This window comes from Hymenobacter sp. ISL-91, from assembly GCF_018613725.1.
Taxonomy (GTDB): domain Bacteria; phylum Bacteroidota; class Bacteroidia; order Cytophagales; family Hymenobacteraceae; genus Hymenobacter.
In genome coordinates, this window is the sequence record NZ_JAGGPS010000037.1 from 1 (window position 1) to 18,889 (window position 18,889).

18 protein-coding genes are annotated in these 18,889 nt (G+C 60.3%); 3 read left to right on the forward strand and 15 right to left on the reverse strand.

What is annotated here, in order from left to right:
- Positions 1-194: hypothetical protein (locus J7E24_RS14140; RefSeq protein ID WP_215138803.1), on the forward strand; the 194-nt coding region annotated here is incomplete at its 5' end.
- Between the two features lie 78 nt (positions 195-272).
- Here J7E24_RS14140 and J7E24_RS14145 read toward each other — a convergent pair.
- From J7E24_RS14145 to J7E24_RS14175, 7 genes are all read right to left on the reverse strand, one after another.
- The gene (locus tag J7E24_RS14145) at positions 273-1,130 is read right to left on the reverse strand and encodes a murein L,D-transpeptidase catalytic domain family protein (protein WP_215138804.1); all 858 of its coding nucleotides are present in this window, start codon (positions 1,128-1,130) and stop codon (positions 273-275) included.
- 291 nt (positions 1,131-1,421) lie between these two features.
- Positions 1,422-1,631 (reverse strand): hypothetical protein, encoded by a 210-nt coding sequence (locus J7E24_RS14150; RefSeq protein WP_215138805.1) that lies wholly within the window; start codon positions 1,629-1,631, stop codon positions 1,422-1,424.
- Between the two features lie 111 nt (positions 1,632-1,742).
- Positions 1,743-4,025, reverse strand: a complete 2,283-nt coding sequence (locus J7E24_RS14155) for a TonB-dependent receptor (RefSeq protein WP_215138806.1) — start codon at positions 4,023-4,025, stop codon at positions 1,743-1,745.
- A 131-nt stretch (positions 4,026-4,156) separates the two neighbouring features.
- The gene (locus J7E24_RS14160) at positions 4,157-4,543 is read right to left on the reverse strand and encodes a hypothetical protein (RefSeq protein WP_215138807.1); all 387 of its coding nucleotides are present in this window, start codon (positions 4,541-4,543) and stop codon (positions 4,157-4,159) included.
- Positions 4,544-4,752: 209 nt separating this feature from the next.
- Positions 4,753-5,418, reverse strand: coding sequence for a HupE/UreJ family protein (locus J7E24_RS14165; RefSeq protein ID WP_215138808.1), 666 nt, complete (start codon positions 5,416-5,418; stop codon positions 4,753-4,755).
- A gap of 175 nt (positions 5,419-5,593) precedes the next feature.
- Positions 5,594-6,919 (reverse strand): tetratricopeptide repeat protein, encoded by a 1,326-nt coding sequence (locus tag J7E24_RS14170; RefSeq protein WP_215138809.1) that lies wholly within the window; start codon positions 6,917-6,919, stop codon positions 5,594-5,596.
- A 179-nt stretch (positions 6,920-7,098) separates the two neighbouring features.
- Positions 7,099-9,189, reverse strand: coding sequence for a DUF4331 family protein (locus J7E24_RS14175; protein ID WP_215138810.1), 2,091 nt, complete (start codon positions 9,187-9,189; stop codon positions 7,099-7,101).
- A gap of 494 nt (positions 9,190-9,683) precedes the next feature.
- Between J7E24_RS14175 and hscA the strand changes: the two genes are divergently transcribed.
- Positions 9,684-11,546 (forward strand): Fe-S protein assembly chaperone HscA, encoded by a 1,863-nt coding sequence (hscA, locus tag J7E24_RS14180; RefSeq protein ID WP_215138811.1) that lies wholly within the window; start codon positions 9,684-9,686, stop codon positions 11,544-11,546.
- 158 nt (positions 11,547-11,704) lie between these two features.
- Positions 11,705-12,916: an anhydro-N-acetylmuramic acid kinase gene (locus J7E24_RS14185; protein ID WP_215138812.1), complete on the forward strand. Its 1,212-nt coding sequence runs from the start codon at positions 11,705-11,707 to the stop codon at positions 12,914-12,916.
- Here J7E24_RS14185 and J7E24_RS14190 read toward each other — a convergent pair.
- The 8 genes from J7E24_RS14190 to rpsM all read right to left on the reverse strand — a co-directional run bounded on the left by J7E24_RS14190 (position 12,913) and on the right by rpsM (position 18,779).
- On the reverse strand, positions 12,913-13,353 hold the full coding sequence (locus tag J7E24_RS14190) for a hypothetical protein (RefSeq protein ID WP_215138813.1): 441 nt from the start codon (positions 13,351-13,353) through the stop codon (positions 12,913-12,915). The genes J7E24_RS14185 and J7E24_RS14190 overlap by 4 nt on opposite strands.
- 13 nt (positions 13,354-13,366) lie before the next feature.
- Positions 13,367-13,681 (reverse strand): FtsB family cell division protein, encoded by a 315-nt coding sequence (locus J7E24_RS14195; RefSeq protein ID WP_215138814.1) that lies wholly within the window; start codon positions 13,679-13,681, stop codon positions 13,367-13,369.
- Between the two features lie 191 nt (positions 13,682-13,872).
- The gene (gene eno / locus J7E24_RS14200; RefSeq protein ID WP_215138815.1) at positions 13,873-15,144 is read right to left on the reverse strand and encodes a phosphopyruvate hydratase; all 1,272 of its coding nucleotides are present in this window, start codon (positions 15,142-15,144) and stop codon (positions 13,873-13,875) included.
- 177 nt (positions 15,145-15,321) lie between these two features.
- On the reverse strand, positions 15,322-15,921 hold the full coding sequence (gene rplQ / locus J7E24_RS14205; protein WP_176897685.1) for a 50S ribosomal protein L17: 600 nt from the start codon (positions 15,919-15,921) through the stop codon (positions 15,322-15,324).
- A 211-nt stretch (positions 15,922-16,132) separates the two neighbouring features.
- Complete coding sequence (locus tag J7E24_RS14210) at positions 16,133-17,122, reverse strand: DNA-directed RNA polymerase subunit alpha (RefSeq protein WP_215138816.1); 990 nt, start codon at positions 17,120-17,122, stop codon at positions 16,133-16,135.
- A 148-nt stretch (positions 17,123-17,270) separates the two neighbouring features.
- Positions 17,271-17,876 carry a 30S ribosomal protein S4 gene (gene rpsD, locus J7E24_RS14215; RefSeq protein ID WP_176897690.1) on the reverse strand — a complete coding sequence of 202 codons (606 nt, stop codon included), beginning with the start codon at positions 17,874-17,876 and terminating at the stop codon, positions 17,271-17,273.
- A gap of 53 nt (positions 17,877-17,929) precedes the next feature.
- A complete protein-coding gene (rpsK, locus tag J7E24_RS14220; protein WP_019946149.1) occupies positions 17,930-18,322 on the reverse strand; it encodes a 30S ribosomal protein S11 in 393 nt (130 codons plus the stop codon).
- Positions 18,323-18,401: 79 nt separating this feature from the next.
- Positions 18,402-18,779, reverse strand: coding sequence for a 30S ribosomal protein S13 (rpsM, locus tag J7E24_RS14225; protein ID WP_019946150.1), 378 nt, complete (start codon positions 18,777-18,779; stop codon positions 18,402-18,404).
- Between the last annotated feature and the right edge of the window lie 110 nt (positions 18,780-18,889).

Here is an 18,889-nt window from a genome sequence, read left to right on the forward strand (position 1 = left end):
TACTTATGCAACACTACTTAACCGCCACCCTGCGCCTCGTCAACCTGACCGGACGCCTCGTGCACGAGCAGTCGGTGCGGCTATACCCTGGCTCCAACGAGCAGCGCCTGACCCCGGGCCGGGCCCTGCCCGCCGGCGTGTACCAGCTCAGCGTTCCAGAGCTGAACTTGAGCCGGAAAGTAGTAGTGCAGTAAGCTGACCCAATTTTCTACAAGCAAGAGGCCCGCTGGACTATTCCAACGGGCCTCTTGCCTGTAAAGAAGCGAAGCGCATCACAACCACCCCTGCGCCGCTAGCCGCTGAGCTGCACCGGCTCCGTCGAGCCACTGCGACTCCAGGCCGGGGCCGCTGAGGTAGAGGCAGCCACCTTCGCCCACGCTGCTGATTATGGCCCGGTACTGGTTGGGGGGCAGGGCGGGGCAGCCGCGGCTGTTGCCGGCCTGGCCGTGGCGCTCCAGATAAGCGGTGCTTACGTAATCGGCGCTGTGCAGCACCACATAGCGGCGCAGGGCGTTGTCGTTGAGGCCGGCATCGAGGCCGCGCAGGCGGCGCGAGAGGCCGTGCTTGCCCCGGTAGGTATCCTGGGTGCGGTAGAAGCCCAGCGAAGTGCAGGCCGATTTGATAGTGTTGGAGAAACGGCGGGCCCGCAGGCCCTCGCCCGAGCCACGGCCGTGGGCCACGGGGCTGCGGTGCAGCACCTGGCCGGCCCGCAAATCAAGCACCCACAGCCGGGGTTCAGAGGAAGGCAGATCCATGTCGACCACGGCCAATACGCCCGGACGGCTGATGCGGCCGGCCCGGCGCAGGTTCAGGTAGCCCACGCAAGCCCGCTCCAGCACCTCTGGGCGCAGGGCGGCGGCTTGCGGGCCCAGCCTCGTGCGCAACTCCGCTACGGCCGTGCGCAACTCCGGCGGCACATCGGGAAGCGGGGACAGCGGCGTGGGAGCCAGCGAATCGGCGGCTGGTGCTGGCATCGCCAAAGGCACTGGGGCCGCTACGGCTACTGCTGCACTTTGGCGGGCTGCGGCCACCTCGCCCCCGGCCGACTGGCACCCGGCCAGCAATCCGCCCATTCCTAGCAGGGCCAGCAGCAGAACAGGAAGACCGGGCAAAGAGGCGGGAAAAGTCATGGGCAGCGGCTGGTTGGAAAGCCAAAATTCGCATTTATGCCCCCGGATGCAAGTGCCATTCCTACCTCATCCGCCTTCGAGCCATAAAAAAGCCGCTTACCAGATCGGTAAGCGGCTTTTTCGTGATGCCTCAGGTTGTGCAGAACGGCGTAGGGGCGGGGCTTGTCCCCGACCACCATTAAACGGTTTCTACGCGGGTCGTTCAACGGTGCAGATAAGTCGTTCGACGGCGGGCGGGGACAAGCCCCGCCCCTACACCGTTCCAACACCTTGTTCCTCAACGCCAATCAGCTACCAGCGTTTCGCCGAGCTGTGGGGCGCGGAGCGGGCGTGCATGCGGCAGTGCGCCTGGGCCCGCTCTTCGCGGTGCCGACGTTGGGCGCCCAGCGGCAGCGGTGGCGGGGCTCCTGCGTCGAGTGTAGGTAGAAAGGTAGTGCCGGCCAGAGCCTGACGAACGGGCGAAGCTGGGCTGGCGGAAACTGGAAGGGAGAAGAAAGACATACGTCAGTTGAGTTGAAGTTGGGAAATAAGCCGGCAACGACTGGCTCGGCCAGTTGCGGATACGCGGGCCATCGGCTGGCAGAGGCCACGAGGCCGGCTCTCTAGGGAAGCCTAGAAAAACACGCTGGCGTTGAGCTTGGCGTAGAAGGGCGTGCCGGGTGTGAAGTGCAGTTCCGACACCGGCGCGGCCTCGTTGCGCAGCCGGGTGGTGGTGTCGAACTGGGCCTGGTTCCACTCCACGTTCAGCAGGTTTTCCACGGAGGCACCCACCTGAAAGCGGCTTTTGGTGTAGCTCAGCACGGCATCGAGCAGGAAGTAGCCTTTCGCCCGCACCGAGTTGTCCTCGTTGGCCGCTCGCGAATCGATGTGGCGATAGCGCAGGCTGGCCCCGAGGCCGCCGGGAGCCCGCAGCGTGAGGCCGCCAACGCTGGTGAGGCTGGGCGCCAGGGGAATCCGGTTGGCGCCTTCCGGCTCGTCTACCAGTCGGCCACGGCTCAGGTTCAGGTCTACATCAGCAAAGAGCAGACGCGTGAGCTGGTAGCGGGCCGAGAGGTCGAAGCCCAGGCGGCGGGTGCGGCCGGCGCTTTCCACTACGCCCTCGTCGCCTACGTACACCAGTTCGTCCTGAAGGTGCAGCGCCCACAGCGCGGCATTTACCACCAGCGCGGGCGCCGGCTTAAAGGTGCCGCCCACCTCGTAGCCGATGGCCCGGGGCAGCACGTTGGCCGTGGCGTTAGTCACTACGGCCCTTGCGTCGTTGGAGTGGAAGCCAAAGCCCGAGCGCACGAACAGCTGCACAGCCGGGTTCACGTCGTAGTACAGGTTCAGCTTGGGGCTTACGCGCCCCTTGCCCGCCCGGCCCGATACCGAATCGGCCGCTACCCGGTCTTCGCGAAAAGCAAAGCGAAAGTAGTCGGCCCGCAGCGCGGCGTTGAGCGTGAGCCGGTCGGTGAGGCCGAGTGTTCCTTCGAGGTAGCCGTTGAAGTTCTGCTCGTACACCCGGCCCGAGCGAATCGTATCGAGTACTGCGCGTTGCGCCGAGTTGCGCAGGGCGATGTGGGTGTCGTCGAGGCGGGTGCCCAGGCCGGCCACTGTGCGCAGCGTGCGGCTGCCCAGTTGCAGGTCGCGGCTGTAAGTGCCGGTGTAGCCGTATAGGTTTCGCGCGTCCGTCTGCCGGATTCCGTCGCCGTTTACCGGGTCGTTAAGGAAAAACGTGAAGTTGGAGTACAGGTTGAAATCGTAGCGTGTGTAGTACGCCTGCTGGCGCAGCACGGCGTTGTGGGGCAGGTCGGTGGTGAGCACGGCTGTGGCGTTGGTGCGGCTGGTCGAGCCGCCCTCGGTGGGGTCGATGCTGCCGAAGCGCGAAATCGTGCCGTCGTCTACACCACGCTCCGGAATCTGGCCCGAGGCATCCCACTTCGAGCCGAATTGCGAGCCGAGCACCATCAGCGAAGAGCGGTCGGAGAGCTGGCCGGTGTACTTGGCCAGCCCATTGAAGCGGCGGAAGTCCTGCTTGGCGTCGAAATACGAGTTGGTGAACATATACTCGCCGGCCACATAGGCGGCAGCCGCACGCTGGCCCGCGGCCCGCACCGGCAGCAGATTCAGCAGCGCCACTGCCCGGCGGGTGTCGAACTGTCCCACTTCCAGCTTCACCTGGCTTTGGTCGAGGCGGGTTTTGGTGGTGAACTCGCCCGCGCCGGCCGTGGCAAAATCGCCAAACCGGGCCGTGTAGGGGCCTTTGTACACCCGCAACTGGTCCACGGTTTCCGGTATCACAAAGTGGAAATCGGCGTAGCCCTGCCCGTGGGCGTGGCTGACCATATTCACGGGTAGCCCGTCAACGCTCACGTTGAAATCGGTGCCGTGGTCGGCGTCGAAGCCGCGCACGAAAATCTGCTCGGCCTTGCCGCCGCCTGCGTGCTGGGCAATTACTAGGCCCGGCACCAGCGGCAGCAGGTCCTGGGCCGAGTTCACGGGCCGCAGCAGCTTATCGATATTGGAAATAACAGCCAGCGACTGGTTGGGGTCGTAGGGCTGGGCCACAGTTACTTCGGAAAGCGCCAGGGCAGCAGTTGGCAGACGAAGGGACAGGGCGGCGGTTTCGCCGGCAGCTACGGTGGCCGTTTGCTGCCGCGCTGCCAGGCCCAGGCCGCTGGCCCGCACCACGTAGGTTCCGGCCGGCACCGCCAGCCGGAACCGGCCCAGCTCGTCGGCCACGGTGGCCTCGCTGCGGCCGGCCAGGCGTACGCTCACCCCACTCAGGGGTCGGCCGGAAACCGAATCGGCCACGGTTCCGCGCAGCACGGCGGTGTTCTGGGCGTGGGCTTCGGACCCGCTTCCCCACGCCACCAGAACCGTACCGGCAGCGGTTATCCAATAAAAAAGGCGCATATAGCCGCAATACAACACGCCGCGCCCGGCACAGGGGCCTTTTGGCGGCACGTCTAAGTCAAAAGATAAGTTGGCAACGGCCCGTGCCAACAGCACCGGCCCGCCTCCCTGGTTTGGGGAGGCGCATCCACTTATCCGCGACGGGGCGGCTGTTCCGGAATCGGGCGGTTTCCGGCTGCTATGGCCGGCTCGGTGGCCGGCTGGTACCCCACAAGCTGCCCGAACCACGCCGCTTGCAGGCAGGGCGTTTCGGGCAGGCAATGCAGGTCGATGCTCTTGGCCGATGCCAGCAGCTGGGCCGGCGTCGTGCGCTTAGTCTGTGCCTCTACCGCCGACTGGTTGCCGTTGCAGGTATCAAAGCAGTCGAGGCGCAGGTAGTTTTCGTGCTGGCAGGCGGCGCTATGTACGTAGGGGTGCGCCGCCGTGGGCCCCGGTGCCTCGGGCCGCCCCACCAGGCCCGCACCAATGCCTCCCAGGTAGGGTAGCAGCAGTAATAGCAGGAGCAGGTGGCGGAGCATTCAATTAAGGGCTTTAGGGCTTAGAAAAGTAACGTCATGCTGAGCGAAAGCGAAGTATCTCTGCCGCTTCGTTGCAGTAGTAGTAATGCAGCAATAGGGTTACCATTGCGGTAGAGATGCTTCGACTCCGGCTTGCGCCTTCGTTCAGCATGACGTTCTTTCTGTTCTGTTCTGTTCTGTTCTGTTCTGTTCTGTTTGATCCCGTTCATTCAACTCAATCGTTCGAAAGTCCAGTAGGCGGCCATAAGGGCAATAACCACCGAGGCAGGCACCAGAATGCGGCGCTTATACCAGGGTTTGCCGGCGGCCCAGCGGCCAATCAGCAGCCAGGCCAGCAGAATAACCGAAACCTGCCCCAATTCTACCCCAATATTAAAGGCTACCAACGACTCCACGAACATGTTGGGCGGCAGGCCCAGGCCCGTAAGCGCCCCGGCAAAGCCCAGCCCGTGCAGCAGCCCGAACCCGAACACCACCACAATGCGCCACGGATTCAGGTGCTCGACCACGATGTTCTCAAGGGCCACAAACAGAATCGACAGCGCAATGAGCGGCTCAATCAGGCTGGCCGGCGGCGACACTACGCCGTACATGGCCAGCCCCAGCGTGATGGAGTGCGCTACCGTAAAAGCCGTGGCCTGCCAGAGCACTGGTTTAAGGCGCGGCTCCAGCAGGTACAGACACAGCACGAACAGCACATGGTCGATGCCCAGCGGCAGAATATGCGTGTAGCCGAGCTGCAGATAAGTAAGGAAGATATCGGTGCGCGAGAGTTTGCTCAGGTCCTCATCCAGCACGTGCGCGCCGGCCATCCCCGGCAGCAACAGCAGCGCGACGAGAAGTGGCAGGAAGCGAGCGAGGCGAATGGCGCGCATGAAAGGTGTTAATGTGAAGGTTGGGTTGGTATTGGATTACCCGTCATGCTGAGCGCAGCCGAAGCATCTCTACCGCCATGCTAATTCTGGCATTGGACTGCCATTACAACGAAGCAGTAGAGATGCTTCGGCTGCGCTCAGCGTGACCGTTACTCATTTAGCAGGTACCTCACTCCTACCGCACTGCCAGTAGCTGGCGGCCTTCCTCGGCCAGGCCGAGACTTAGGTAGGGGTTGATGGCCAGCGCCTGCTTGATGAGGGCCTGACCGGCGGCGGGGTTGCCGTTTTTGGAAGCAATCAGGCCGGCGCGGCACAGCAGCACCGGGCTTTGCGAGTTGGTGCGGCGGGCCGCCTTCATATAGGTAGCGGCGGCCGGATACTCGCCGCGCTTGTACGAAACCCAGGCCAGGGTTTCATTCACGTCGATGTTGTCCGGACGCCGGTCGTATTCAATTTTGGCGTGTTCGAGGGCTTTATCCAGCTCTCCGGTTTCGAGGTAGGCGTAGGCCAGTTCCCGGTCGGCGTAGTGGCCCAGGTCCTCGTTCTCGTCGGCAGCGTTAGCATCTGAAGCGAGCATGGCTATGGCTTCGGCTTTCATTTTGCGGGCCTCGGCGGTTTGGTTGTTGAGCTGGTAAAGGGTCGCCAACTCCTCGGCAAACGTGTAGTCCTGTACTGTGTTGCGGGCCTGTTCCAGGTACTTAATAGCCTCGGGGTAGTTCTGGCGGGCCTGTTCTACCCGACCCAATCCGGCCAGCGCGTAGGCGTAATACGGGCGAGCCGTCAGCGCCATGCGGTACGCCTGCTCGGCATTGGTCAGGTCGCCGGTAGTTTCGTAGAGGTGGCCCAGCGTAATGCGGGCCCACTCGGTTTGTTCCAGGCCGGCGTAGCCAGCCTGCACGGCCATCCGCATGGCCTCAATAGCTCCCGGCAGGTCGCCGTGGATTTCGCGCAGGTACGAAACCCGCGAGTAGGAGCGCAAATCGGGTCGTACGGCATTCATCTTATCGGCCATCTTTATGGCCTCCTCATAGCGGCCCAGCTCCACGTTGGCGTCGCAGAGCAGCCCGTATACGAAGGCGTTGTTCGGGTTCAGGGCCACGGCTTTTTCAGCAATGGCCAGCCCTTCCGAGAAGTGGTGCTGGGTCAGGCTCAGCGAGGCTTTGCAGCATAGGGCCTCAAAGTTTTCGGGCTCATCGCGCAATACTTCGTTTAGCAGCTGCATGGCGGCCGTATCGTAATACGCGTGGTCGCCGGTTACGCGGGCTTCCTGCATGTAGGCCTGGGCCAGCAGCACTTTCGATTTCGTGTCGTCGGGTTTGGCGCGCAGGTTGGCCAGCAGGCCTTCAATGGCCGCTTTGGTGTTCACCCATTCGCCGCCGGCCGCCAGGTCGCCGCGCCGGGCCCGCAGTTGCGGTACGGGGTCGGGCGTGCGGGTGAGGTAAATGGTTACCCCAAGGGCCAGAAACAACAGGATAAGGGACGGGTAGAGGTATTTTCTCACGTACTCAGCGTATAGGTTCCAGTGAATTAGGAAGCGGTTAACAGCCGCAAAGGGAACCGGCCTGGTGGCCGGCTCCCCCGTCGGCAGCCAGTAAGATAGGCAGACTCACCCAGGGCCCGGCTATCCGTCAGCAACTGGCCGGCACGGGCAGTACCCGCGCCGGCCAGCATCAAACCGACTTACTGGTTATGCACCAGCTTCATCGATTGCAACACGGTTTTGCCCGTGGCAATAGTCAGCACGTAAGTACCGGCGGCCACTTCGGGGCCAGGCTTCCAGTCGAGTTCAAACTTCCCTACTTTGTGGTTTCTGCCCTCCATCAACGTGGCCACGCGGCGGCCCGTCAGGTCGCTCACAAACATGGTCAGCGGGGTTTTAGTGGCTACCTCGTAGGTTATTGTGGTAACCTCATTGAACGGGTTCGGGTAGTTCTGGGCGGCGGCCACAATCTCCGGCTTCAGGCTGAAACCGGCCGCGCCGAACTGCGAGGTAATCGTGCCCTGCGCTTTGGTGCCCGACCAAGGCAGCTGCATGTATGGGAAGCCCGTGCGGAAGGTCGTATCGTTTGCCTCGATACCAGTACGGAAGGCAAGAGCCCCGCCCAGGCCCGGCGAGCCGGCCTCGTAGGGCAGGCCAATGGCCGCCAGCACAATGCCCCCCACAGCCTGCAATTCAATGCGGGTGATGTCATCCTCTAAACGACGTCCGTTCGGGAAGCCGTCCATGTTCGGGATGAACTCCAGGTTCGTATTCCCATTGAAGCGCGTGTCAGTCAGGCCGAGCACAGCAGCAGCCAGCAGGCCCTCCGAGCTGAAGTCGGCCGAGCTACGCGACGTTGTTGGTACGGCCATGTTCAGGCGCAGCATGTCGCCACCTACCCCAGCCGGAGCACCCACGTTGTCGATGAGGGGCATGAAATTATTGACGAACGGCTTACCCGGAGCCAGTGGCTGGCCGGCTGGCTTGCCCGTGGCCAGCTGGTAGGGCGGCAGGTTGGGCACACCCGTATGGAAAATGGGCAGAATATCCACCGAGCGGGGCTTGCCCGGGCGCAGTAGGTATTCGGCGAAACCACCGTTGGCCACTTTGGCGAAGGCCGTACCGGCTACAGTAGCAGCAGGTGCGTTCAGCAGCGCCGAAACACCGTTTTTGCCATTGGCGAAGTCAAACATACCCAGCGAATTACGCTGAATGCGCAGCTGGTTGAAACCGGGTACTGCCGTTCCGAAGTAGCCCGCGCCCTCGGCCATGTACAGAGCCAGCTCGGGGTTCGAGAGGTAGTCTTCGGTGCTGGCCTGCTCGGTGTAGGGGGTGTCGTAGTTCCAACGGTCCTTCGAGCCGATGGGCTGGATTACCTCGTTGGTGAGTGGCATGCCCAACCGCGAAACCTGCACCCAGGTGCCGCTGTGGGCCTGCGTGCCATCGGTGGTATTGATGGTGCGGATAGACTGGCGGCTGGCCGAGGCCCACACACCAATAATGTAGTCAGCGTCGAGAATGTTGGCAGCCTGTGCGCCCGTCTTGCCATCCTTCTGGAGCTTGGCAATCGGAATCTGCAGGGCAATGGTATGGGTGTTCTTGCGGGCTACACCGTCGCGGGCCGAGGCCGTGCGGATGCCGCCGAGGTCGAAAATACCGCCCAGATCCACGAAGAACGGGTCATCGACGGGTCCGCAGAATACTTTTATGTCGCCGTCAACCGTCTGAATTGCGCCTGTGAAGAGGCTCTCGTAGCTCGGCGCACCCAGGCCGGCGGCTCCGGTAATAGAGCGCGGCCCCACATTGGGCGGCGGCACCACGCCATCGGTTTTCAGGGTTGTGAAAGCGCCACCGTTTACGCTGCGCTCCATTGTATAGGTGGCCTTCAGGTTCTGCTGGCCCAGCCGAATGTTAAAGAACGTGGTAGGGTCTTCGTTTACGCGCTTAAAGGTGAAGCGGTAGGTGATGTCGTCGGCGTTGGGCTTGCTGCCGTCGTTTTTGATGTGAATTTCGTAGCGCACGTTTTCGCCGAACGTGTTGTAGTTGGGGCCGCCCTGGGGTAGCTCCAACGGCACGTAGTTGGCGATAAGGTTGACCATTTCCGCGTTGTTGGGGTCGCGGAAGGCATACACGTCGGTGTTGTCGGCCAACGGGTCATCGGCAATCAGCGGGGCCTCGCGGTGGCTCGATGCTTCTAGCGTCGTTTGCTGGGCCGTCCAGGCCATTAGGCCCGCCACGGTAGCGGCAGCCAGCGCAATGGGCAGAATAGGGCGAGTAAGAAATTTGGGCATGATGAAAGGGATAAAAAAATGGAAAAATGAACCGGCCACAGCAGCCGGAACAGCAGATAAGACCTTTTAAAAAAGGTCTGAAAGACAAGTGCAACCGAGCCGGCAATGGCCTATAATAATGATGTGCTTAAGCTGGCTACGCAGCCTTTGGCCGATAATGAATAAGCGCGGCAGTAAGGCCCACCAAATCGTACGCCACCCAGCCTGACACTGGATTTAAATAGCCATAATTATATACCATTTATTTATCCAAAAACGCAACTCTTATCGTCAAATCTGATTATCAACTCTCTGAATGGCACTTTTCATTGCTAATCTGATAATTGCGCTTGGCAACTGGTGTGGAAAAGCAGCCATGAGGTGAGGTTGGGGCAACCCGGACGGGCCGGACTTTTGTTGTGTAATTTTGGTCCTTTCGGGCGGGCAGCTATTGTAGCAGCCAAGCCCATCTGTTTCTCTGCTTTCTGTGCGGCCCCGCCGCCTCGTTGTTCCCTATGGCTAAAGTTGCAATCAACCTTTCTACCGGCAGTATTCAGCAGGAGGAAATTATCGTGGGCATCGACCTGGGCACCACCAACTCGCTGGTCGCCTATATCCACCCCGAAAACCGCCAGCCGCTGGCCATCAACGACCAGGGCCGGGGCACGATAGTGCCTTCAGTGGTGCACTTCCCGCAGGGCGGCGAGTCGCCGCTGGTAGGCACCGAAGCCAAGGAGTATCTGCTCTCTGATCCGCAAAACACCATCTACTCGGTGAAGCGCCTGCTGGGCAAAAGCTACCACGACCTGACCCAGCACGCCGGCGCACTGGGCTACAAGGTGATTGACGATAACTCGGAGGGCCTGGTGAAAATCCGGGTCGGCGACCGGTTTTACTCGCCCATCGAGCTGTCGGCCGAGATACTAAAGGAGTTACGCGCCCGGGCCGAGCACGCGCTCAAAACGCCCGTCAACAAGGCCGTCATTACGGTGCCGGCCTATTTCAACGATTCGCAGCGCCAGGCCACCCGCGACGCCGGTCGCCTGGCCGGGCTGGAGGTGCTGCGCATCGTAAACGAGCCCACGGCGGCAGCCCTGGCCTACGGCATCGGCCTGAACCCCGACGAGGAAAAAACGGTGGCCGTGTACGATTTGGGCGGCGGCACCTTCGATGTGAGCATTCTGAAGCTGCACCAAGGCATTTTTGAAGTCCTGAGCACCAATGGCGACACCTATTTAGGTGGCGACGACCTCGACCGTGCCGTGGCCGAGCACTGGACCCAACAGCACGACCTCACGGCCCAGCTGGCTGCCAACGACTCGCTGCAGCAAGAGCTGCGGCTACTGGCCGAGTCGGCCAAGCGCTACCTGAGCCAGCACGACGATTTCGCCGGCAACCTCGGCGACGAGGTGGTGGTGCGCCTGAGCCGCACGGAGTTCGACGAGCTGGCCCGCCCACTGGTGGAGCGCACAATTGATTCGTGCCGCCGCGCCCTGCAGGATGCCGGCCTCAATGCCGAGCAGCTCGACGCCGTGCTGCTGGTGGGCGGCTCCACCCGGGTGCCGCTGGTACACGAGTCGGTATCGGCCTTCTTCGGACAGGAAGCCAACAACTCGCTCAACCCCGACGAAGTGGTGGCGCTGGGCGCGGCCATTCAGGCCGATATTCTGGCCGGCAACCGGCGCGACGTGCTGCTGCTCGACGTAACGCCGCTCACGCTGGGCATTGAAACCCTGGGCGGCCTGATGGACCCAATTATCCCGCGCAACTCCAAAATCCCGACCAAGGCCGGCCGCCAGTACACCACCAGCGTTGACGGGCAGGTAAACCTGAAGATTTCGGTGTACCAGGGCGAGCGGGACGTGGTGAAGGAAAACCGCAAGCTGGCCGAGTTCGACCTGCGCGGTATTCCGGCCATGCCCGCCGGCCTGCCCAAAGTCGATGTTAACTTCCTGCTCAACGCCGATGGCATCCTGAAAGTAGAGGCCATTGAGCTGCGTTCCGGCACCCGCCAGGAGGTAGAAATCAAGCCCCAGTACGGCCTCACCGACGAACAGGTGGAGCAGATGTTGATGGATTCGCTCACCTACGCCCGCGAAGACGTGGCGGCCCGCATGGTGATTGAAGCCCGCACCGTAGCCGAGCAGATGCTCTACCAGGTGGAGCGTTTCGTGGCCAAAAACGGCCAGCACCTCACCCCTGACGAACTTACCCAGACCCAGGCCGGCGTAACGAAGCTGAAAGACGCTTTGCAAACTCAGGAAAAAGATGTGATGCTCAAAGCTGTGGACGAACTGGAAGAACTCACCCGCCCCTTCGCCGAGCGCGTGATGAACATCAGCATCAGCCAGGCCATGGCCGGGAAGAAGATTGAGTAAGCGTTAAGAATCAGGGAAGAACGTCATGCTGAGCGCAGTCGAAGCATCTCTACCGCATTGGTAAATCTGTCATCAGATTACTACTGCAACGAAGCGGTAGAGATACTTCGGCTGCGCTCAGCATGACGTTCTTCTATTACTCACCGACCACAAAAAGCATGCATCGCCTCGCCCAACTTGCCCAGCAGCCCAGCCGCCGCATCATCGGGCTGATGTCGGGTACCTCGCTCGATGGGCTCGATGTAGCCCTGTGCCGCCTGCACGGGCACGGCCCGGCTACGCGGCTGGAGCTGGAGCACTTTGCCACGGTACCGTACAACGACGAATTCAGGCGGCGGGTGCGGCAGGTATTCGCCCGCGAGCAGGTGAGCCTGGAGTACCTGACGCTGCTCAACCCCTGGATAGGTCAGCAGCACGCCCGCATGGTGCTGGCCTGCCTGCATGGGTGGCAGGTGGCTCCGGCCGAGGTCGACCTGCTGGCCAGCCACGGGCAGACGGTGTACCACGCCCCCGCCCACCAGCACCTCCACCCCGATTTCCCCGGCCTCAACGCCACCCTGCAGCTCGGCGACGCCGACCACTTGGCCGTGGGTACCGGCATCATCACCGTGGGCGACTTCCGCCAAAAACACATAGCAGCCGGTGGCGAAGGCGCGCCACTGGCTACCTACGGCGACTTCCTGTTGCTCAGTAGCCCCACCGAGGAGCGTTTAATGCTCAACCTGGGCGGCATTGCCAACTTCACTTACCTGCCCCGCACCAGCTCTGAGAACACCCAAGCTGCCAGCGCCGCTTTCAGCACCGATACCGGCCCCGGCAACACCCTGCTCGACGCCGTGGTGCGCGCTCATTTTCCGCAGCTGGCTTTTGATGAGGACGGCAGGCTGGCCGCCGCCGGCACCGTGCACCCAGGTCTGCTAGCCGAACTGCTGGCCCAGCCATTCTTCGCGGCCTCGCTACCCAAAACCACCGGCCCCGAGCTGTTCAGTCTGGCCTACCTCCACGCTACCCAGACCCGCACCGCAACGCTCGACTTGCCAGTTGAAGACCTGCTGGCAACGCTGGCGGAGTTGAGCGCAACGGGCGTGGCGCAGGCGGTACGGCTGGCCCTGGGCGAGCAGCCGGACGTAGCCGTGTACGCCAGTGGCGGCGGCGCGCATAACCCCATACTGATGGCTGCGTTGCAGCGCCATTTGCCCACTTGCCGGTTTGCCAGCACTGCCGTGCTGGGCGTGCCGCCCGACGCCAAGGAAGCCATTCTGTTCGCGCTGCTGGCCAACGAGGCGGTAGCCGGCCAGCCCTTCAGCATGGGGGTTGGTCGTCAGCACGTGCCGGCCATCCGGATGGGCAAAATCTCGCTGCCCGATTAAGGCAAACTAGTGTTCTGCACCACCCGAAAACTTTGCACCTGGCGAGCCGCGGAGTCCTGGAAGCTGACGTGCAGTTGGTAGTGCGGGCGCACAGCCAGCGTATCGGCGCGGAAGCTGTAGGTGACGAAGGTTTCGGGTACGGCCGTTTCGCGCAGCCGAAAGCCCAGCTTATAGAGGTCGATGGCCGGGCCAAACCGGCGCACCGGGTCCCGTAGCTGCCGGATGGACTGCCGGAATTGCTGCGGGCTCATTGCAGCGCGGGCGGCGGGAGTAAGCCAGCGGTAAGCCGGCCGCCACTCCTGCCCTACGGCGGCCAGCCAGAACTGCCGCGCCACCTGTACCTGAGAGTTCGTGCGCTGCTGGGCCAGCCCGGGCGCAGCCAGTAGCAGGCCTGCGGCTAGCAGAGCCGCGGTCAGTAAGCCGGTTCGCGCTTGCATCAGCTGGGCAGGGTTAGTTCTCCTCCTGGGGCACGAGCACGAATACGTCCTCTCCCGGCCGCTTCATAATGTATTTCTCGCGGGCAAATTTCTCCAGCAGCTCGGGGCTGCTCAGCAGTTCGGCGCGGTCCTTCTTCACCTTGTCAATCTCTCGCAGGTAGTATTCCCGGTCGCCCTGCAGCTCCTGCCACTTGGCATACATATCGTACTGTCGCACTAGGTCGTTGGCATCGAACAGAAACATCCAGATCAGAAACGCCAGCCCGGTCAGGAAATAGAAGTTGCGCAGAAACCGGGGAATGCGGCCGAATAACTCTCCTACTTTCATAATTCACAGGTGGTACAGGTTTCGTCCAACGCCACAGCTACCGACATCAGCACAACAAATATCCGTTATTTCAGCCAACTACCCTATCAGGTCAACGCAGCCATTTTCGACCTTCGTACCAGCAAAAACCAAAACGGTACCACTCCCAAAGGAGTGGTACCGTCTGCCAGCAAAACACAAAAGCCTGCTGATTACATTTTGCGGCCGGGGAAATAGGCAATTTCGCCCAGCTCTTCCTCAATGCGCAGCAACTGGTTGTACTTCGACATCCGGTCGGAGCGCGAGGCCGAACCAGTCTTGATCTGGCCGGTGTTCAGAGCCACGGCCAGGTCGGCAATGGTGTTGTCCTCGGTTTCGCCCGAGCGGTGGCTCATGATGCTCTTATAACCGTGGCGGCGGCCCAGGTTGATAGCGTCGATGGTTTCCGACAGCGTACCAATCTGGTTTACCTTGATGAGGATGGAGTTGGCAATCTGCTCATCAATTCCGCGCTGCAGGCGGTCAACGTTGGTCACGAACAGGTCGTCGCCCACGAGCTGGGTGGTTTTGCCGATGCTGTTGGTCAGGTCCTTCCAGCCGCTCCAGTCGTCCTCGTCCATGCCATCCTCGATGCTGATGATGGGGTACTTCTTGGTCCAGTCGGTCCAGTAGCTTACCATCTCCGATGAGGTCAGCTTGTCGCCGGTGCTCTTCTTGAAGTGGTAATGGCCATCGGAATAAAACTCCGAAGCCGCGGCATCCATGGCAATCATCACGTCGTCGCCGGGCTTGTAGCCGGCCTTCTCAATGGCCTGCAGCACAATCTTGATAGCGTCTTCATTGCTCTTGATGTTGGGCGCAAAACCGCCCTCATCGCCTACGTTAGTGCTAAAACCCTGCTTCTTGAGCACTTCCTTGAGGTGGTGGAAGATTTCGGTGCCCCAACGCAGCGCCTCTGAGAAGCTGGCCGCGCCCACCGGCATAATCATGAACTCCTGAAAGTCGATGCTGTTGTCGGCATGCGAGCCACCATTGAGGATGTTCATCATCGGCACGGGTAGCGTGGTGGCGTTTACGCCGCCCACGTAGCGGTACAGCGGCATGCCCGCCTCGGCGGCAGCGGCACGAGCCACGGCCAGCGAAACGCCCAGAATGGCATTGGCGCCTAAGTTGGCCTTATTGGGCGTACCGTCGAGCTCCAGCATAATTTTGTCGAGCAGGCCCTGCTCGAACACCGAAAAGCCCACCAGCTCCTCGGCAATGGTCGTGTTCACGTTCTCCACAGCCCGCAGCACGCCTTTGCCCATGTACATCGCCTTGTCGTTGTCGCGCAGCTCTACGGCTTCGTGTTTGCCGGTGCTGGCACCGCTGGGTACAGCGGCGCGGCCTACGGTGCCACTGTCGGTGGTTACGTCCACTTCCACGGTCGGATTGCCGCGCGAATCAAAAATCTGGCGTGCGTGGATTTCGGTGATAATGCTCATGAGAATGGGTTAAGGAAACGGATTACAGGTTCTACAACGGCTTTACGGCCATCCTCCTGCAAGGTAAATAGTATCCCCGACGTTTCGCCTCGCTACTATAATACTACCTGCACTCCCAGCCCACAAAAAAAGGCCCGCCAAATGGCGGGCCTTCTTCAAATCTGGTAGGTCGTAGGACTACTCGGCAGCCTTCTCCTCGCGGGTTTCGCCATCCTTCAGCGTCTCCGTGTCGGTGTCCTCGGGGGCCGAAACCTCCGTGGTAGCAGCCTTGGCCTTTTTAGCGGGCTTAGCTTCAGCAACTACTTCAGCCGACGAATCGCCTTCGGTAGTGGTAGCATCAGCCTTCTTGCCACCGCGACGCGAACGACGGGTAGTAGCCTTAGCTTCGCCGGCGTTTTTAGCCTCCAGCATCGTGTCGTTGAAGTCAACCAGCTCAATAACGCACATCTCCGAGTTGTCGCCGAGACGGTTCTGGCTCAGCTTAATGATGCGGGTGTAGCCACCTGGACGGCCGGCAATTTTAGCCGCAACATTGTCAAACAGCTCCTTCAGCACCTCCTTCTGGCCCAGGCTCGAGAAAACAAGGCGGCGCGAGTGCGTCGTATCGTTCTTGGCTTTGGTCAGCAGGGGCTCCACGTACTGGCGCAGGGCCTTAGCCTTAGCTACCGTAGTCGTGATGCGCTTGTGCAGGATGAGTGAGTTGGCCATGTTGGCCAGCATCGCGTGGCGATGCGAGGTGGTGCGGCCGAGATGGTTGAAAGATTTACCGTGACGCATAAAAAAGAAAAAAATGTACGCTTGCGGACAACGACCACGGCGGAAAGCGCCTTTCGGCTGGCCTTCTCATTAGAACCGTTGCCCCGAGGGCGCACTATGAGAAAAGTGAAAAAGTCTGCAAATGTACGCAATAGTCAGACACAAAAAATGTGCTGCCGTGAATTGTGCCAAAGCACTGGTTTCACCGAAAGCACATTCCTGCGCTTACCTTCTATTCTTCGTCGAGCTTGTACTTGCCCAAGTCCATTCCGAAGGTCAGGCCCTTTTCCTCCACGAGGTTCTCCAGCTCCGTGAGCGACTTCTTACCGAAGTTGCGGAACTTCATCATGTCGGCCATGTCAAGCTGCACCAAGTCGCCGAGGCTCTTGATGTCGGCGGCCTTGAGGCAGTTGTAAGCACGCACGCTCAGGTCCATGTCGGCCAGCGGCGTCTTCAGCACCTTGCGCATGTGCAATGTCTCCTCGTCCACAATTTCCTCCTCTTCGGCTTTCACCGTCTCGAAGGTCATGGTGCTGTCAGAGAACAGCATGAAGTGCTGAATCAGGATATTGGCGGCGCCTTTCAGTGCCTCCTCCGGATGGATAGAACCGTCGGTGTGAATCTCGATAACGAGCTTCTCGTAGTCGGTCTTCTGCTCCACACGGGTGTTTTCCACGCTGTACTTCACATTTTTGATAGGCGTGAAGATGGCGTCGATGGCAATCTGACCGAATACCTGGTCGAGCGGTTTATTCTCCTCAGCAGGCACATAGCCACGGCCCTTCTGAATAGTGAACTCAAACTCGAGTTCCGTTCCGGGGTCAACGTGACACACGATCAGGTCGGTGTTCAGTACCTGGAAGCCGTTGGTGAAGTTATTGATGTCGCCAGCCCTGAATGAATCTTGGCCTTTAATGCGCACCGTGATTTTATCCTCAATAGCATCGCTCACCTTCTTGAAGCGAATCTGCTTCAGGTTGAGGATGATTTCGGACATATCCTCCAGCACGCCTTCGATGGTCATGAACTCGTGCAACACACTGTTGGTGCGCACCGAGGTAATGGCGTAGCCCTCCAGCGACGACAGCAGGATGCGGCGCAGTGCGTTGCCGATCGTGACGCCGTAGCCTTTCTCAAGCGGTTTGAATTCAAACGTGCCGTAGAAGTCGTCGGATTTCTCCATCACCACTTTCTCCGGCATTTGAAAAGCTAAGATTGACATAAGTGGGGCGGTTGGTTAAAATTGAGTAAAAGGTATCAGGTAAAAGGATGCGTTTGCAGCGGCCTGATACCCAATACCCAATACCTGAATTCAATAAAAAAAGCAGCGAAGCCAACGAGCGGCCCGGGCGTCCGGGCCGCTTCGTTTATTACTTCGAGTACAGTTCGACGATGAGCTGCTCCGTGATATTCTCCGGAATCAACTCGCGCGAAGGAGCATTGAGGAACTTGCCCACCATGTCCTTGCCGTCCCACTCCAGCCATGCGTAAGCACGGGCATTGCGGGCGCTCAGGCTCGTAGTGATGGCCTCCAGCGACTTCGACTTCTCGCGAACGGCAACAATGTCGCCAGCACGCATTTTGTACGAAGCAATGTTCACAATCTCACCGTTCACGGTGATGTGCTTGTGCAACACCAACTGACGGGCGGCGCGACGCGTAGGGGCAATGCCCAAACGGTACACCGTGTTGTCGAGGCGCGACTCCAGCGCAGCCAGCAGGTTGTCGCCGGTGATACCGGGAGCAGCTGCAGCCTTGTGGAACAGGTTCTCAAACTGCTTCTCGAGCATGCCGTACATGTACTTCACTTTCTGCTTCTCCATCAGCTGGATAGCGTACTCGCTTTGCTTCTTACGACGACCACGGCCGTGCTGGCCAGGAGGGTATGCTTTCTTGGTGAGTGCCTTGCTTGGGCCGAAAATCGGCTCATTGAAGCGACGGGCAATCTTGGTTTTGGGACCAGTATAACGTGCCATTTCGGATTTGTTGGGGGTTGAAGGGGGCGCGACAGAAGCCAGCGTGGTGCAAACTAAACGCGACGGCGCTTAGGAGGGCGGCAGCCATTGTGGGGAAGTGGGGTCACGTCCTTAATGGTCGTTACCTCAATGCCCACATTACCCAGCGTCCGGATAGCCGACTCGCGGCCCGCACCCGGACCCTTCACGAACACCTCTGCCTTGCGCATGCCCAGGTCGTGGGCAACTTTCCCGGCATCCGACATCGCCATTTGGGCGGCGTAAGGAGTGTTCTTCTTCGAACCCCGGAATCCCATCTTACCAGCCGAAGCCCAAGAAATAACTTGGCCATTGTTGTTGGTGATGGAGATGATGATGTTGTTGAAAGAGGCCTTAATGTGGACCTGCCCTACGGGCTCAACAACGACAACGCGCTTCTTGGCTTTGTCTTTTCTTTTCTGTGCCATTTGGTTATCGCAAAAATTACTGCGGAAGGTGTTAGGCTGAAAGCTTTTCGCAACCCATCGGCCTGATTCCCGCTACAGATTATTTAGTGGCTTTTTTCTTACCAGCAACCGTCTTGCGTTTGCCCTTACGGGTACGCGAGTTGTTCTTGGTGCGCTGACCACGAACGGGCAGACCCTTACGGTGACGCAGACCACGGTAGCAACCGATGTCCATGAGCCGCTTGATGTTGAGCTGAACCTCCGAACGCAGAACGCCTTCAGTTTTGTAAGTGCTGGCGATGATGCTACGGATTTCGCCGGCCTCCTCTTCCGTCCAGTCCTTCACTTTCTTGTTCAGGTCTACGCCTGCCTTCGAAAGGATTTGCTGAGCCGAAGCTTTGCCAATACCGAAAATGTAGGTCAGCGAGATTTCGCCGCGCTTGTTGTCTGGGATGTCTACCCCTGCAATACGAGCCATGTGATGAGTTTGGGTTGTTGGCGAGTTAGGGTCTTGGGGTTCCGCTGCTGGTTAGCTCCGGCTGTCAGAACACACAGCAAGCTGCCATGCTCCAAAGACCCCAATTTCCA